Source organism: Ahrensia sp. 13_GOM-1096m, from assembly GCF_000620605.1.
Classification (GTDB): domain Bacteria; phylum Pseudomonadota; class Alphaproteobacteria; order Rhizobiales; family Rhizobiaceae; genus Ahrensia; species Ahrensia kielensis.
Genome location: NZ_KK211156.1, coordinates 112,918 through 127,585 on the forward strand (window position 1 = coordinate 112,918; position 14,668 = coordinate 127,585).

13 protein-coding genes and 1 pseudogene are annotated in these 14,668 nt (G+C 47.5%); 13 read left to right on the forward strand and 1 reads right to left on the reverse strand.

What is annotated here, in order from left to right; translation table 11 throughout:
• Positions 1-10 precede the first annotated feature (10 nt).
• Positions 11-919: a tRNA (adenosine(37)-N6)-dimethylallyltransferase MiaA gene (miaA, locus tag N530_RS18285; RefSeq protein WP_081773994.1), complete on the forward strand. Its 909-nt coding sequence runs from the start codon at positions 11-13 to the stop codon at positions 917-919.
• A 189-nt stretch (positions 920-1,108) separates the two neighbouring features.
• Entirely contained in the window at positions 1,109-1,804 is a 696-nt protein-coding gene (locus N530_RS0114325) for a GGDEF domain-containing protein (protein WP_211097913.1), read from the forward strand.
• 833 nt (positions 1,805-2,637) lie between these two features.
• Here N530_RS0114325 and N530_RS19555 read toward each other — a convergent pair.
• Positions 2,638-3,834, reverse strand: a pseudogene (locus N530_RS19555) (ATP-binding protein); the annotation flags it as partial.
• A 294-nt stretch (positions 3,835-4,128) separates the two neighbouring features.
• On the opposite strand from N530_RS19555, the gene N530_RS0114335 reads away from it, so the two are divergent.
• From N530_RS0114335 to guaD, 11 genes are all read left to right on the forward strand, one after another.
• Positions 4,129-5,928: an acetolactate synthase 3 large subunit gene (locus N530_RS0114335; protein ID WP_202899088.1), complete on the forward strand. Its 1,800-nt coding sequence runs from the start codon at positions 4,129-4,131 to the stop codon at positions 5,926-5,928.
• A gap of 94 nt (positions 5,929-6,022) precedes the next feature.
• Positions 6,023-6,595, forward strand: coding sequence for an acetolactate synthase small subunit (ilvN, locus tag N530_RS0114345; RefSeq protein WP_026481252.1), 573 nt, complete (start codon positions 6,023-6,025; stop codon positions 6,593-6,595).
• Positions 6,592-6,903, forward strand: a complete 312-nt coding sequence (locus N530_RS0114350) for a putative quinol monooxygenase (RefSeq protein WP_051540989.1) — start codon at positions 6,592-6,594, stop codon at positions 6,901-6,903. The genes ilvN and N530_RS0114350 overlap by 4 nt, the downstream gene beginning before the upstream one ends.
• Positions 6,904-6,922: 19 nt before the next feature.
• The gene (locus tag N530_RS18290) at positions 6,923-7,825 is read left to right on the forward strand and encodes a diacylglycerol kinase family protein (RefSeq protein WP_051540990.1); all 903 of its coding nucleotides are present in this window, start codon (positions 6,923-6,925) and stop codon (positions 7,823-7,825) included.
• Positions 7,826-7,890: 65 nt separating this feature from the next.
• Positions 7,891-9,021, forward strand: a complete 1,131-nt coding sequence (locus N530_RS0114360) for an ATP-dependent RecD-like DNA helicase (protein ID WP_026481254.1) — start codon at positions 7,891-7,893, stop codon at positions 9,019-9,021.
• Positions 9,022-9,095: 74 nt separating this feature from the next.
• A complete protein-coding gene (locus tag N530_RS0114365) occupies positions 9,096-9,842 on the forward strand; it encodes a pyridoxine 5'-phosphate synthase (protein ID WP_026481255.1) in 747 nt (248 codons plus the stop codon).
• 100 nt (positions 9,843-9,942) lie between these two features.
• A complete protein-coding gene (locus tag N530_RS0114370) occupies positions 9,943-10,596 on the forward strand; it encodes a TetR/AcrR family transcriptional regulator (RefSeq protein WP_026481256.1) in 654 nt (217 codons plus the stop codon).
• Between the two features lie 34 nt (positions 10,597-10,630).
• Positions 10,631-11,650: a ketol-acid reductoisomerase gene (ilvC, locus tag N530_RS0114375; RefSeq protein ID WP_026481257.1), complete on the forward strand. Its 1,020-nt coding sequence runs from the start codon at positions 10,631-10,633 to the stop codon at positions 11,648-11,650.
• A 112-nt stretch (positions 11,651-11,762) separates the two neighbouring features.
• Positions 11,763-12,467 carry a hypothetical protein gene (locus tag N530_RS0114385; protein WP_026481258.1) on the forward strand — a complete coding sequence of 235 codons (705 nt, stop codon included), beginning with the start codon at positions 11,763-11,765 and terminating at the stop codon, positions 12,465-12,467.
• Positions 12,454-13,374 (forward strand): PhzF family phenazine biosynthesis protein, encoded by a 921-nt coding sequence (locus N530_RS0114390; protein WP_026481259.1) that lies wholly within the window; start codon positions 12,454-12,456, stop codon positions 13,372-13,374. Before N530_RS0114385 ends, N530_RS0114390 begins: the two co-directional genes overlap by 14 nt.
• Positions 13,371-14,666, forward strand: a complete 1,296-nt coding sequence (gene guaD / locus N530_RS0114395; RefSeq protein WP_026481260.1) for a guanine deaminase — start codon at positions 13,371-13,373, stop codon at positions 14,664-14,666. The genes N530_RS0114390 and guaD overlap by 4 nt, the downstream gene beginning before the upstream one ends.
• Positions 14,667-14,668 lie beyond the last annotated feature (2 nt).

Genomic DNA, 14,668 nt, shown 5'->3' on the forward strand with positions numbered 1-14,668 from the left:
CAGGGTGAAGGTGAGCACCAACAGCACAGAAAATAGTAATTTGCCTTGGCGTAATGCGACATTGCTCGCAGGGCCAACGGCGAGTGGTAAATCGTCGCTGGCGCTTGATATTGCGCGCAAAAATGATGGCATCATTATCAATACTGATTCAATGCAGGTCTATGATGTTTTGCGGGTGTTGACCGCCCGCCCAAGCATTGAAGATGAAAAGTCCTTGCCGCATCATTTATACGGCCATATTGACCCTGCATCACCATATTCAACGGGCAATTGGCTGCGCGATGTTGAAGGACTGCTTTCCACACTGCCACCTGAGCAGCATGTTATTTTTGTTGGCGGTACTGGATTATATTTCCGTGCGCTGCTTGGTGGGTTATCACCCATGCCAATGGTTAATGATGAAGTGCGTTTGCATTGGCGTGAGCGGCTTATTCATGAAGGTGCGGCGGTGCTGCATAGAGAGTTGGAAAAGCTGGATGCTGATGTTGCTAAAACGCTAAATCCATCTGATGGGCAGCGCATTGCCCGTGCTTTGGAAGTGATTGATGCTACCGGAAAATCTATTTTATGGTGGCAAAACCAAAAAGGGCAATCATTGGTCGCCGCTGAAAGCGTTGACCGCATTGTTATCGAGCCAGATCGTGAAATTCTGAAGAAGCGGATTGCAAAGCGCTTTGATCAAATGGTTGATGAGGGCGCGCTTGGCGAGGTTGAGGCTATTAATGCGCTTGAAATATCAAGCACAATGCCTGTCATGAAAGCAATCGGTGTTAAACAGCTAAGCGATTACCTCGCGGGCGCTCAAACGCTCGACACTGCAATAGAGCTGTCCAAGATTGCCACGCGCCAATATGCCAAGCGACAAATGACATGGTTTCGCAATCAACTTGGTGATAATTGGCGGCGCGTTCAGCTTTAGTTTGTACTATTCGCGAATACATTAAATTCGATATACTTGCTTAATGTTCTTGCAAGAATACTGTTGTAGTTAGGCCTTGCAAGTAGGTAGATTAATAAGATGCGACTTCACAAAACGGAAATTGTTTTTCTGGGCTACGCTGCCCTGACTGCGACGGCTACTTGTTTGATTTTTTTGCTGCAGCGTAATTTGGATAATCGGATCAATGTTGGTTATGCAGATTTAAGTGCTTTGAGCGACATTAATACAATGTTGCTTGGCGCACTTGCTATCATGATTAGTGGTTTGGCGATTGCCATGCTTAGTATTTATCCTGCGCTTCGCTCTGCATTGAAAGAACGTGGGCGCTTGTCGGAAGTCACGCAAGATCTGACAAAAAAGAGCGCCACTTACCAACATGCTGCATTAACCGATCCTCTGACAGGGCTTCATAATAGGCGCTATTTTGATGATGCCATAGAGCAATATTTGCAAGAGTTTGGCGCTATCGATTACCCGCTTGGTGTCGTTCTTCTTGATTTGGACCATTTTAAACGCGTTAATGATACGTATGGTCATGATGTGGGCGATGATGTGTTGAGGGCGATTGCACGATGTCTTCTTGATTACACACGCCATCATGATGTTGTTGCCCGTGTTGGCGGCGAAGAATTTGCTATTCTCGCACCAAATTTAGATGTGACTGCTCTTAATAAGCTCGCAAATCGTATTCGTGTTGCGATTTCCGAAATCACTTTCAAATCAGATGATATTTGTTTCCAAGTAACGTCTTCAATGGGTATGTCGATTTGGGACGGCAAGGAAAATGCTGCGACGCTCGTAAAGCGCGCAGACAAAAACCTTTATGTTGCAAAAGATGGTGGCCGCGACCGCGTTGTTTCTTAAGGCCGAACAGGAACTTGCTGTCCTTAGTCATAAGTGCTTGATGTTGTAACTCACGATTTCCTAAAACGACTAATTATGCTGTTCGCATTACCTGTGCGAATCTCTGGTGTTGGTGAAACAGATTGCCGTTGACGGATTGCGTCATTCAGTTGCGCTGATGATGAGCGCAGCGATGTGATTTCGGCAAACAAGTTTTGCCTGACCGTGTCAAACCTATCAGATGAAGGCGCTTGTGGCATTATTGATGCAGGTTGTTCATCCACTAAACTTGCACCGAGGGGCGCGACATCCATCATTGAATCTGAATCAAATTGGCCGCCTGGGAAGCGAATTTTCTGTAAAACAGTGCTGATATCAATTGGAATATCAACATTGTCATCCTTGCTGCCAACTTCCTCCATGAGGTGGTTGGCGGGCAACTCATGCTTCGGAATATTGATAAAACGCATGCGCATCGGCGTGTTAACGCCTTGACCGAACATGATCGCTTCACGGTTGGCAAGCGATGGCAAGAAATTGAGGTAGGAGCGTGATGCGCCTGAAATTGCTTTTCGCACGATATCTTGGTCGACATCATTGCCGAGCCGCATCGCGACAAAAGTGTTGCACTGGGAGAGTATTGTCTCGTCCAATTCACCTGGGCGCTGTGTCACAACACCGAGGCTGACGCCATATTTACGGCCTTCTTTTGCAATCCGCGCAATTGCTTGGCGCGTAGGTGCAAACCCATCTTTTTTATTGGCAGGTATGTAACGGTGTGCTTCTTCGCAAAGAACCAGCGTCTTAATTTTTGAATCGCTCCAGACCGCAAGGTCAAATGCGAGACGGCAAAGTACAGATACGACCGCATTAACAACTTCTGACGGAATGCCGTTGAGCTGGAATACGGTGATTGGTTTGCCGTTAGCAGGGACACGGAATATTGTCGATAAAACGCCGTTTAAATTGTCTTCAATGGCCTTGTTTGAAAACATGAAGCGAAAGTTTGGATCGTTTGTCAGAGCATTGATGCGGGCAAGCAGTGATTTTAAATTACTGCGCTGTTCAGCAATACCCAGTTTTCCCAAAGTATCGTCAATCATGCGAGCAAGATCAGATATGCGGTATGGGATGGGCGTGTCAGCCGTAATGCCACCGCTGTCTTTTTGTGAGCGGCGAAGCGATGTTTTGTCATCACCTTTAAAAAGCTGTTTTGCGCGCGGGATTAAATCACGTAAAATATCCACTTCGGCAGGGATATGCTCGTTTCCGCGAAATAGAACCTCAACAAACTCTTCCAGCTTGAAAGCCCAAAACGGTAAATCAAGATTAGATTCTGTGATGACAATCGATTTGTCGGGAAAAGCTGAGGAGAATTCATTGTGCGGATCCAATATGAGGATACGCATGTCGGGACGATGTTCGATAATTTTACGCATGAGAAGCGTTACTGTTGACGATTTACCAACGCCGGTTGTTCCCACCACTGCAAAGTGGCGCGAGAGCATCGCATCGATCGCAATGAGCGCTGGAATGTCAGAGTTTTGCGACAGGGTGCCAATTTTTACGGCTGATGTGTCGCTGTTTTCAAATACGGCAGATAAATCTGCGCTGCGAATACGGTGAGCAACCGCCCCTAAATGAGGGTAGGCCGATATGCCGCCATTAAAAAACGGTTTTCCGGCGGCATTGTTCGTGATTTCGCCAACCAGCTCCACATGAATCTTCATTCGGTTGTCGCCATCAAGGCTCCAGCCGTCATCGTCGGATTCGACTTTATATAACATGCCGATGGTGCGTACGCCGTCACCGACAGAAATAGAGATCAACATGCCGACCGACCAATAGTCTTCGCTGGCCGAATCTTCTTTGCGTCTAATTGCAGATATGACGGCATGCATACCATCACATTCAATCACGTGCCCCTCTGTTCGGTTCCTGATTACAGAACCGTCAGGCGCTACTTTTATACGGCTTTGGTCTCTCGAACCAACCATAGTGTGGCCAATTTGGTCTTCGTTATTCATATCTAATGCCCCGCGTCGTGCCATTTTACACCTTTGTGGTTAACGAGACACTATCGCCGCAAAATTGAACTCAAAACATCTTATGATGACGCACATTTCGGGCTTGACTGGACGTAATCGCGTGCTAGTTTTCAAATCATGACCAACATTCTTCTTATTGTGGTGGGACGGCGTATGGGCAAGATGGTGTAACCATCTGGCGAAAGCACCCATGCGCGGTAAACAACAGGCTCCTAAAGGGAGCCTTTTTTATTGCCTTTTGCGGGTCATATGCCCAAAAGGTTCAAAGAGAACCAAAATATACACGGAAATTGAACGATGAACGCTAAAAAACGCGACTTTGATGGCATGGAGATGACTGGCGCCGCAATGGTTCTACAGGCGCTACGTGATAATGGTGTAGAGCACATTTTCGGATATCCGGGCGGTGCGGTGCTGCCGATTTATGATGAGTTATTCCAACAAGACGATATTCAGCATATTCTTGTTCGCCATGAACAGGGCGCTGGCCATGCGGCAGAAGGTTATGCACGCTCCACAGGCAAAGCGGGCGTTGTTCTGGTTACCTCTGGGCCAGGCGCGACGAATACAGTGACGGCGCTGCAAGATGCGTTAATGGATTCAATTCCGCTCGTTTGTATAACAGGGCAGGTGCCTACATCGCTCATCGGTTCTGATGCGTTTCAGGAATGCGATACTGTTGGCATCACGCGTCCATGTACCAAGCATAATTGGTTGGTGAAATCGGTTGATGATTTGCCGCGCGTATTGCACGAGGCATTTCGCATCGCGACGACTGGCCGTCCGGGCCCCGTGGTTGTGGATGTGCCAAAAGACGTTCAATTTGCTTTGGGCATATATCAGGGACCTAAAATTGCAGAATCCCGCATCAGCTACAAACCCAAAGTGGGCGCAAATTTAGAGCAAATCAAAAGCGCTGTTGCCTTAATGGCAAAGGCTAAAAAACCAGTGATCTATTCTGGCGGCGGTGTCATAAATTCCGGCGATAAGGCCAGCGAGTTATTGCGCGAGCTTGTCAAAGAAACCGAATTTCCGATCACGTCTACATTGATGGGTTTGGGCGCATATCCAGCCTCCGGCGAGCGTTGGCTCGGTATGCTTGGTATGCACGGTACTTATGAAGCCAATATGGCTATGCATGACTGTGATGTCATGGTGAATATTGGTGCGCGGTTTGATGACCGGATCACAGGACGTATTGATGCCTTTGCGCCGGATTCCAAGAAAATCCACATTGATATCGATCCAAGCTCAATCAACAAAATTGTTCATGTTGATATTGGTGTCGTTGGCGATGTTGCCTATGTGCTTGAGCAGATGTTGGCGCTTTGGAAAAAAGAAAAGAAGAAACACCAAGCCAAAGCATTGAAAGACTGGCATGCGCAGATTGCTAAGTGGCAAGCACGCAATTCGCTGGCTTATAATCAAACTTCCGATGTGATTATGCCGCAGCACGCTATTGAGCGCTTGTATGAAGCGACGCAGCGGTCTGGCAAAGAAACTTTTATCACAACAGAAGTTGGCCAGCACCAGATGTGGGCAGCGCAATATTTTGGTTTTGAAAAGCCAAACCATTGGATGACATCGGGCGGTCTTGGCACGATGGGCTATGGTTTTCCAGCCGCCGTCGGTGTTCAAGTTGCGCACCGTGAAGCACTGGTGATTGATATTGCAGGCGATGCGTCCATTCAGATGATGATGCAGGAAATGTCTACGGCTGTTCAATATCACTTGCCGGTAAAGATCTTCATCTTGAATAACCAGCATATGGGTATGGTGCGCCAGTGGCAGCAATTGCTGCATGGAAACCGCTTGTCGAGTTCATATTCAGAAGCTGTGCCGGACTTTGTAAAACTTGCAGAAGCTTATGGCGCAACAGGCATGTATTGCGATGATCCGAACACATTGGATGATATGCTGGATGATATGATCAATGTTGATGGGCCGGTCATTTTTGATTGCCGCGTTGCTAATCTTGCAAACTGTTTCCCGATGATCCCATCAGGCAAGGCGCATAATGAAATGTTGCTACCCGATGAGGCAAGCGATGATGCGATTGCAAATGCAATTGATAGCAAAGGTAAGGCACTCGTTTGATGAAGCGCCAATTTGAAAATTTTTACAATTACCGGTGTGGCATTTGTCTCGGTGAGACCACACTCATTACACGCATCCAAAAGGAGCTTTCGCTATGAACGAAGTTGTTGCACCTCCTGCCTCTGCCTATTTCATTGTTAAAGATAATGGTATTCCGGAAAACCACACCTTGTCGATCTTGGTCGACAATGAACCTGGTGTTCTGGCACGCGTTATTGGCCTATTTTCAGGACGCGGCTATAACATCGAAAGCTTGACTGTTACCGAGACTGAGCATGAAAAACACCTGTCGCGGATTACGATTGTAAGCAACGGCACGCATTCTGTTCTTGAGCAAATGCGCCATCAGCTGGAGCGGATCGTGCCTGTGCATTCAGTCACCGACCTGACAGTGGTTGCACATGCAAAAGGCTATGAGAAACCACTTGAGCGCGAGCTTGCGATGCTCAAAGTTGTCGCAACAGGCGAACAGCGTCTTGAAGCACTGCGTTTGGCGGATGCATTTAAAGCGCAAGTGATCGATGCCAATGTCACACATTTCATTTTTGAAGTGACTGGCCGAACATCTAAAATTGAGCAATTTATTGCGATTATGGCCCCGCTTGGTTTGGTCGAAGTTTGCCGCACAGGTGTTGCTGCTATGGCGCGTGGTCCGGGGATCGAATGACGCTCAACAGTCAAAAGCCTGACCTAAATGAAGGCAATATACATTTAACGGGCTATATAGATGTGCCCGTTGATCGCCTTTATGATGTGCTTGGTGCGATGAACACGCATATTAATTTAACGCGCGGGGAACTGGGCTGCATCTATTTCGTTATGGAGAGGGATGTATCAAACTCTAACCATCTAAATGTCGAGGAGATATTTAAAGATCGGGCTGCTTTTGAGCATCACAAAGAGCGGAGTGCTGCGTCTGATTGGGCGCAGACGACCCAAAACATCGATCGACATTTTAAGATCAGGGAAATCTGATTAGTTAGTGGAAACAGTGATGAAATTCTCTCTTCTCCTCAATGTTCATAGCGGAACTGTTCAAGACATAGGAGCGGAGGTGATTGAGGATAAATTCTCTAAATCATTCAAAGCTGCTGGCCACGATACGTCCGTCCATCATTTCGGTTCTGGCGACCTGATTGAAGCGCTCAAAAAATGCGCTTCTTCAGGTTGCGACGGTATTATTATGTGCGGCGGCGATGGATCTGCGTCTGCTGCTGCTTCTGTTCTAACGGGCAGCGATGTTGCGCTCGGTGTTTTGCCTGGCGGGACAATGAACCTCTATGCCCGCTCGCTTGGTATGCCACTTGATGTTATCGAGGCAATAGAGGCGTTAGCATCTGCTGAAATTCGCAAAGCGGATGTGGGCTGCGCTAATGGGCGTATTTTTGTGCATCAATTTGCAACGGGATTTCAGACACGCGCGGTTAAGCTGCGTGAGAAGATGGACTTTGGTTCAAAGTTTTCAAAAATGTTTGCCAGCACGAAGGCGATTTTCAACGTCACGGTCAATCCGCCAATTTATAAGCTGGAAATGAGCCTTGATGGCGGGCAATTCCAACCGGTTAAATCTTCGCTTTTTGCTGTAACCAATAATATATTCGGTGTTGGACATTTGCCTTATGCCGATGAAATAGATGGCGGCAAGCTTGGCGTCTATTTTTCTGAACCATTGTCGCGCTTAGCTGCTGTGAAGATTATACGCGATACAGTTCTTGGCACATTGCATGATAATGAATTTGTATCGACAGATACAGCAGAGCAGGTGACGTTACGCTTTCCCAAGCTAAAGCAATCGGATCAAGCTGTTATTGATGGCGAACTGATTAAGCTAGAAGAGCAGGTCGATATTAAAATCATGAAACAAGCTTTGCGCGTTTTGGTGCCGAATAAAGTTTGAATAAGTTAGGCTTTGATGCGTTTTTTCATATTTGCCTTATGCGGCGAATCCCGTAAGCGTTTTCTATGCAGTTTTCTCCTCAACAAGATGATGCCTTAAAGGCTGTTGCCCAATGGCTTAAACGCGGTGATAGCCAATTATTCAGGCTTTTTGGTTATGCCGGTACTGGTAAAACAACTTTGGCACGCCATTTTGCCGAAGATGTTGACGGCGACGTTCAGTTCGCCGCTTTTACGGGCAAGGCCGCTCAGGTCATGCGCGGCAAAGGCGCCTCTAACGCTAAAACCATTCACTCGCTGATCTATCGTCCACGCGGCGAGGAAGAGCGCGAGGATATTGTTACGGGCAAAATGGGAATGGCGCCGGCATTTGCGCTTAACCGCTCATCAGATATCGCTAAAGCAAAACTTGTCATCGTTGATGAATGTTCAATGGTTGACGAGGATTTGGGGCGCGATCTTTTAAGCTTCGGCACGCCGGTTCTTGTCTTGGGTGATCCGGGCCAGTTGCCACCAATTTCAGGCGGTGGGTTTTTCACCGATGCGGAGCCTGATTTTTTGCTGACGGAAATTCACCGGCAAGCAGCAGAAAACCCGATTATTAAGCTAGCCATGGATGTGCGTAATGGCATTGAAATTATGCATGGCGATTATGGACCATCGGCAAAGATTATATCTAAAGCCGATGTCGATACGGACGAAGTTTTAGCTGCGGACCAAGTGCTTCTTGGTATCAATAAAACGCGGCGTCGTTACAATCAGCGTTTGCGTGAGCTTAAAGGGTTTTCTGCACAATATCCGCAGGCTGGCGATAAACTTGTTTGCCTTCGCAATGATCCCAATAAAGGACTTTTAAACGGATCGCTCTGGAAGGTGATGACATCATCTAAAGAGACAACCAAGCCCGGTATCAACCTTTTGGTGTCGCCTGATGATGGCGATCATGATCGGGGCGCTGCGAAGATCAAATTGCTTAAATCTGCATTTGATAGTCCAGATGAAGATGTCGCTTGGCAGCTTAAAAAACGCTATGATGATTTTGATTACGGATATGCGCTAACTGTGCATAAAGCGCAGGGTTCGCAATGGGACAATGTTGTTCTCTTTGACGAAAGCTATGCGTTTCGTGATATGCGTTCGCGGTGGCTCTATACGGCAATTACCCGTGCAGCCGAGAAAATCACTATCGTAAAATGATACAGTGACAATTATTTGGTGGAAGCTGCCGCATGGCTCTCTTATGCTTGGCCATATGAAGTGGAGTGCCTACGATGTCGGTTAAGCTGTCCGTTAATGTAAATGCGGTTGCCATGTTGCGTAATCGCCGTGATTTGCCTTGGCCGAATGTTGTCGATCTTTCCCGCCAAGCGCTCGAAGCTGGGGCGCATGGTATTACGGTGCACCCACGGCCAGACCAACGGCATATCCGCTTTTCTGATCTTGCGCCGCTACGCGCTTTAATCGACGATGAATTTCCGGACGCAGAATTTAATATTGAAGGTTATCCCAGCGATGATTTTCTTGAGCTGGTTATCAAAAATGAACCGGAGCAAGTAACGCTTGTGCCGGATGATCCATCGCAGGCAACGTCTGACCATGGCTGGGATTTTGTCGGCAAAGGCAATTATCTTAAGGACCGCGTGTCACGCCTCAAAGATCGCGGGTTTCGCGTATCGCTGTTTTGCGATCCAGATGCTGGCGAAGATATGATCGCACGGGCCAAAGAAACCGGTGCTGATAGGGTGGAGCTTTACACTGGTCCTTATGGCGGCTGTTTTGACGATGCCAAAGAGGCAGCGCATCAGATCAATCTGCTTGGCACCACTGCTGATTATGCCAAAAATGCAGGGCTTGGCATTAATGCAGGCCACGATTTGACTGTAGCCAATTTGCCTGCGCTTGTTGAGCGTGTGCCACATTTAGCGGAAGTTTCCATTGGTCATGGCCTCACTGCCGATGCACTGGAATATGGCTATAAGGGTGCTGTGAAGCGATTTTTGGCTGCTTGCGGCAACTGATTTTCCGCACTTTTTGACGCAAATAAATTATACAAGAATTTTGCTTCCGCGTTAGATTTACGCTTGACATAGTACCGAACGGTACGGTACACGTTTAATCATGAATACACATGCTGATCCATATATCGAAAGCGATTTTACAGACCGTCAAGGCGCGGTACTGGAAGCTGCGCTAGGGCTGCTTGTTGAAGGCGGCGAAAAAGCAATTACCACTGCTGGTATAGCGCGTGCGGCCAATTGTTCGAAAGAAAGCCTCTATAAATGGTTTGGCGATCGCGATGGCATTTTAGCCGCGATGATTACTTATCAAGCTTCAAAGGTTCGCGTTTCTGCGCGTCTTGGTGGTCCATCTCAGTCGCCAGAAGCTTTTCGCGCTGAGTTGCAAGTTTTTGCCAATGACCTTTTGACTGTTTTGTCGGGCGAGACTTCGCTTGCGCTTAATCGTTTGGCTATCGGGCAGGGCAGCCGTGAAGGCTCTGTGCTTGGCAATCTTTTGATTGAGCGTGGACGCAAAACGGTTCGAGAACGCGCCATGGTTCTTTTGCAATCTGGCCAGCTTGCGGGCGTATTACGCTTTGATGACCGTGCCGCCGCGTTTGATACACTTTACAGCCTTGTTGTTGGCGATTTTCATGTGCGTATGTTGCTTGGCGAAACTGTGCCAGCGCTGCGCGACGAGCTTGCTCGCAAGGAACATGTCGAACAGGCGATTAACCGATTTCATTTGTTCTATTCAAAAGATCATATGAACTAATTTTCTAACATTAACTCACGAACTGGAGACGACAATGCGCGTATATTACGACCGTGATGCAGACTTAAATTTGATTAAAGGCAAAAACGTACTGATCATTGGTTATGGCTCACAGGGCCGCGCCCATGCGATGAACTTGAAAGATTCCGGTGCTGAAAATGTTCGCATTGCGCTACGCGATGGTTCAACAACTGCACTGAAAGCGGAAGCTGATGGCTTTAAAGTCATGAGTGTTGCTGAGGGTGCTGCTTGGGCTGACCTTATGATGATGGCAACGCCAGACGAATTGCAGTCAGGCATCTACAAAGAACACGTAGAAGCAAACATTAAAGACGGTGCAGCAATTGCATTTGCGCATGGTTTGAACGTGCATTTTGGCCTTATCGAGCCATCAACAAACATTGACGTTGTTATGATTGCGCCAAAAGGCCCAGGCCATACGGTTCGCGGCGAATACCAGAAAGGCGGCGGCGTTCCTTGCCTTATCGCTATTCATCAGGATTCTTCTGGCAACGCACATGATCTTGCGCTTTCATATGCATGCGGTGTTGGCGGTGGTCGCTCAGGCATTATCGAAACAACGTTCCAAGAAGAATGTGAAACAGATTTGTTCGGTGAGCAGGCTGTTCTATGTGGCGGTTTGGTTGAGCTTATCCGTGCTGGCTATGAAGTTCTTACAGAAGCTGGTTATGCGCCAGAAATGGCTTACTTCGAGTGTTTGCATGAAGTGAAACTCATTGTTGACCTGATTTATGAAGGCGGTATCGCCAACATGAACTACTCAATCTCCAACACAGCTGAATGGGGCGAGTATGTAACTGGTCCGCGTATCATCACATCAGAAACTAAAGCTGAAATGAAACGCGTTCTACACGACATTCAAACTGGTAAATTCACTTCTGAGTGGATGCAGGAATGGCATTCAGGTGCTGCTAAGTTCAAAGGCACACGCCGTATGAATGATGCGCACCCAATTGAAGAAACAGGTGAAAAGCTTCGTGCGATGATGCCTTGGATTAAGTCCAACGCGCTTGTGGACAAAGACAAGAACTAACAGTTCTAATCAGATTACGAATAAAGCCGCGATATCAGTATCGCGGCTTTTTTGTTTGTTGCTGAAACGGATTCTTCCTTTTCAAGTGAAGCGATCATGTTAAACGCTGCGCATGATTCATCTGATTTCCGATTGTGAACTGACCGTCACCAGCGAACCGCTGCCTTTTGAAGAGGCGCATAAGTCACTCATTGATGTTTTTTGGGAGCAAGCATATGCGCTTAATCCACGTCTTTGGAATGGCTTGTATTATATGTTTTCGGATGTTCAGATTAAAGACGGGCATTTGCGTGCACGAGCGCACCGAACTGATTTTGCGACATTTCTTTACTGGCGCGAAAATGGTTCTGACAACACAACAAAACACATCACAGCGACGACATTTCCGGCGCTTGCTGATGGTTCATTGCTGGCTGTGCGTATGTCGCAACATACGGCGAATGCTGGACGAATTTACTTTCCCGCAGGTTCATTCGACAGGCCCGATATTGTTAAAAACAAGCTCGATCCCATGATTTCCATGACGCGGGAAATGACGGAGGAGACGGGTGTTTCACTTGAGCCCAATTGGCTTGAAGGGTCGCTGCTCGCTGTAGAAATTGACAATTCTATCTATATTACGCGCAAATCTAATCTTCCCCACAGTTTTGAAACGGTTGAGAAAATCTGGCGAAAACACCAAAAGAATGGCGGAGATGATGAAATATGCGGCCTTGTGCAGATTGAATCAACAAGGCACATTCCAGATGAAATGCCGCGCTATGCAGTAGAGCTGTGCAAACACCATTTTGGAAATGAAGATTATGACAAAAACTAAAGTCTCCAAACGGAAATATGCGATTTATGATGTGTTCACGCATGAAGCTTTGAACGGCAACCCTTTGGCGGTGGTTTTTGACAGTGCTGGCCTTAGCGACGATGACATGCAAAATATTGCTGCTGAGTTCAATTTGTCTGAAACCGTGTTTATCAGCGATGCGGAGAACAAAGCGCATACCGCCAAGCTTAGAATTTTTATGCCGCGCGGTGAGTTACCGTTCGCAGGTCACCCCACGGTGGGCGCAACAGTTGCGATTTGCGAAGCGCAAAATACGGATGTTTCACGCATTTTGATGCTGGAAGAAAATGTGGGTGTTATCCGCAGCGCCTATTCTAAGAAACAGGTTGGCTATGGCGAGTTTGATCTGCCCAAATTGCCTGTACGTGAAGTGCCAATGCTTGAAAAAGATATGGTCGCAGCGGCGCTGGGGATTGCTACAGAAGATATCGGGTTTGAGAACCACCTCATTAGCCAGTTTAGCGCCGGAGTGCCTTATTTATGTGTGCCGGTAAAGAATCTGGCTGTGATGGAGCGCTTGGTTTTCAACGAGAGCCGTTGGTTGTCCTATTTCCCATCGCTTACGCCGCTTGAAGTGCACTGTCCCTATGTTTATTGCCGTGAGACGGTCAATCATGATGCGTCTTTGCACACCCGCATGTTTGCGCCCCATCACGGTATTGCGGAAGATCCAGCAACTGGCTCAGCTGCTGCGGCGCTTTCTGGCGCACTGTTTTACTTTGATAACCCGCTTGATGGTGCCCATGAATATTTAATCGAACAGGGCATTGCAATGGGGCGTCCCTCTTTTATTCGGCTTGAGATCGAGTGCCAAAATGGCAGTATGAATTCGGCCCGCATTGGCGGTCATGCAGTGAAGGTCGCAGAAGGTACATTATTGCTATGAGCTTGGATTTACACATCATCCGTGGAAGATTGCTGTCGTTCTTGGGCGAACCTATGGGACCGGACGAGCAGGATAAATTCACCTATACCGAAGATGGTGCGCTTGTTTGTGAAAACGGCAAAATCGCATGGCGCGGACCATGGGAGAGCCTTCCTGAAAAGTTCAAAGGGCTAGATTTTACCGATCACCGGCCGCATCTTATTGTTCCAGGATTTATTGATTGCCACATTCATTTCCCGCAGCTTCAAGTTGTTGGTTCTTATGCAGGGTCATTGCTTGAATGGCTCAACACATACACATTTGTTGAAGAGCAGCGTTATCGTGATGCTGACCTTGCTGCAGCCATGGCATCGCGGTTCTTAGATCAGCTTGTTTCGCATGGCACGACAACTGCGGTCGCCTTTGGTTCTGTTCATAAAGTGTCTTGTGACGCTCTTTTGGGTGAAGCTGAAAAGCGCAATATGCGCATGATTGCTGGCAAAGTGATGATGGACCGCAATGCGCCTGAGGCGCTGCTTGATACGCCTCAAACCGGCTATGATGATACAAAGGCTTTGCTTGAGACTTGGACAGGGCGAGGGCGCTGCGAGGTTGCTATCACGCCGCGTTTTGCTTTGACTTCGTCTGAAGAGCAAATGGAAATTGCAGGTGCGCTGGTGCGTGAATTTCCCAATGCTATTATGCAGACGCATCTGTCAGAAAATCATGATGAAATTGCCGCTGTAATGGCGCTTTATCCACATTGTAAAGATTATACCGATGTTTATGAGCAATATGGATTGCTGACAGATAAGGCTCTTTTTGGTCACACAATCCATGTGAGCGAGCGTGAAACCGCACGGCTAGCCGAGAGCGGCGCGGTGGCAGTATTTTGCCCGACATCCAACTTGTTTCTTGGCAGCGGATCCTATGATCATGCGCGATTAAGTGCTGCTGGTGTGCGCCATGCTATTGCGACAGACATAGGCGGTGGTACATCTTGGTCTATGCTGCGCACTTTGGATGAAGGCTATAAAATTCAAAACTGCTTAGGCAACCGCTACCATCCCTTGCGTTCTTTCTATCAAGCGACATTGGGTAATGCGCGCGCGATTAACCGCGAGAGTGAAGTTGGTACTTTGGATATTGGAACCGAGGCTGATTTTATTGTTCTCAATGTCCATGCGACATCTGCGATGGCGCTGCGCGCTGAGAGAATTGAAACTTTGTCGGAAGAGCTTTTTGTTTTGCAGACGATGGGCGATGACCGTGCTGTGGAAGCAACGTATATTGCGGGTAATAAAGTAAAATAAAA

Excerpts from the sequence above, each read along its gene's own strand:
- N530_RS0114385 (WP_026481258.1), top strand. The coding sequence starts at position 11,763 with ATGATTCATCTGATTTCCGATTGTGAACTGACCGTCACCAGCGAACCG.
- guaD (WP_026481260.1), top strand. The coding sequence starts at position 13,371 with ATGAGCTTGGATTTACACATCATCCGTGGAAGATTGCTGTCGTTCTTG.
- N530_RS0114365 (WP_026481255.1), top strand. The coding sequence starts at position 9,096 with ATGTCGGTTAAGCTGTCCGTTAATGTAAATGCGGTTGCCATGTTGCGT.
- N530_RS18290 (WP_051540990.1), top strand. The coding sequence starts at position 6,923 with ATGAAATTCTCTCTTCTCCTCAATGTTCATAGCGGAACTGTTCAAGAC.
- N530_RS0114390 (WP_026481259.1), top strand. The coding sequence starts at position 12,454 with ATGACAAAAACTAAAGTCTCCAAACGGAAATATGCGATTTATGATGTG.
- ilvC (WP_026481257.1), top strand. The coding sequence starts at position 10,631 with ATGCGCGTATATTACGACCGTGATGCAGACTTAAATTTGATTAAAGGC.
- N530_RS0114335 (WP_202899088.1), top strand. The coding sequence starts at position 4,129 with ATGAACGCTAAAAAACGCGACTTTGATGGCATGGAGATGACTGGCGCC.
- N530_RS0114350 (WP_051540989.1), top strand. The coding sequence starts at position 6,592 with ATGACGCTCAACAGTCAAAAGCCTGACCTAAATGAAGGCAATATACAT.
- N530_RS0114360 (WP_026481254.1), top strand. The coding sequence starts at position 7,891 with ATGCAGTTTTCTCCTCAACAAGATGATGCCTTAAAGGCTGTTGCCCAA.
- ilvN (WP_026481252.1), top strand. The coding sequence starts at position 6,023 with ATGAACGAAGTTGTTGCACCTCCTGCCTCTGCCTATTTCATTGTTAAA.
- N530_RS0114370 (WP_026481256.1), top strand. The coding sequence starts at position 9,943 with ATGAATACACATGCTGATCCATATATCGAAAGCGATTTTACAGACCGT.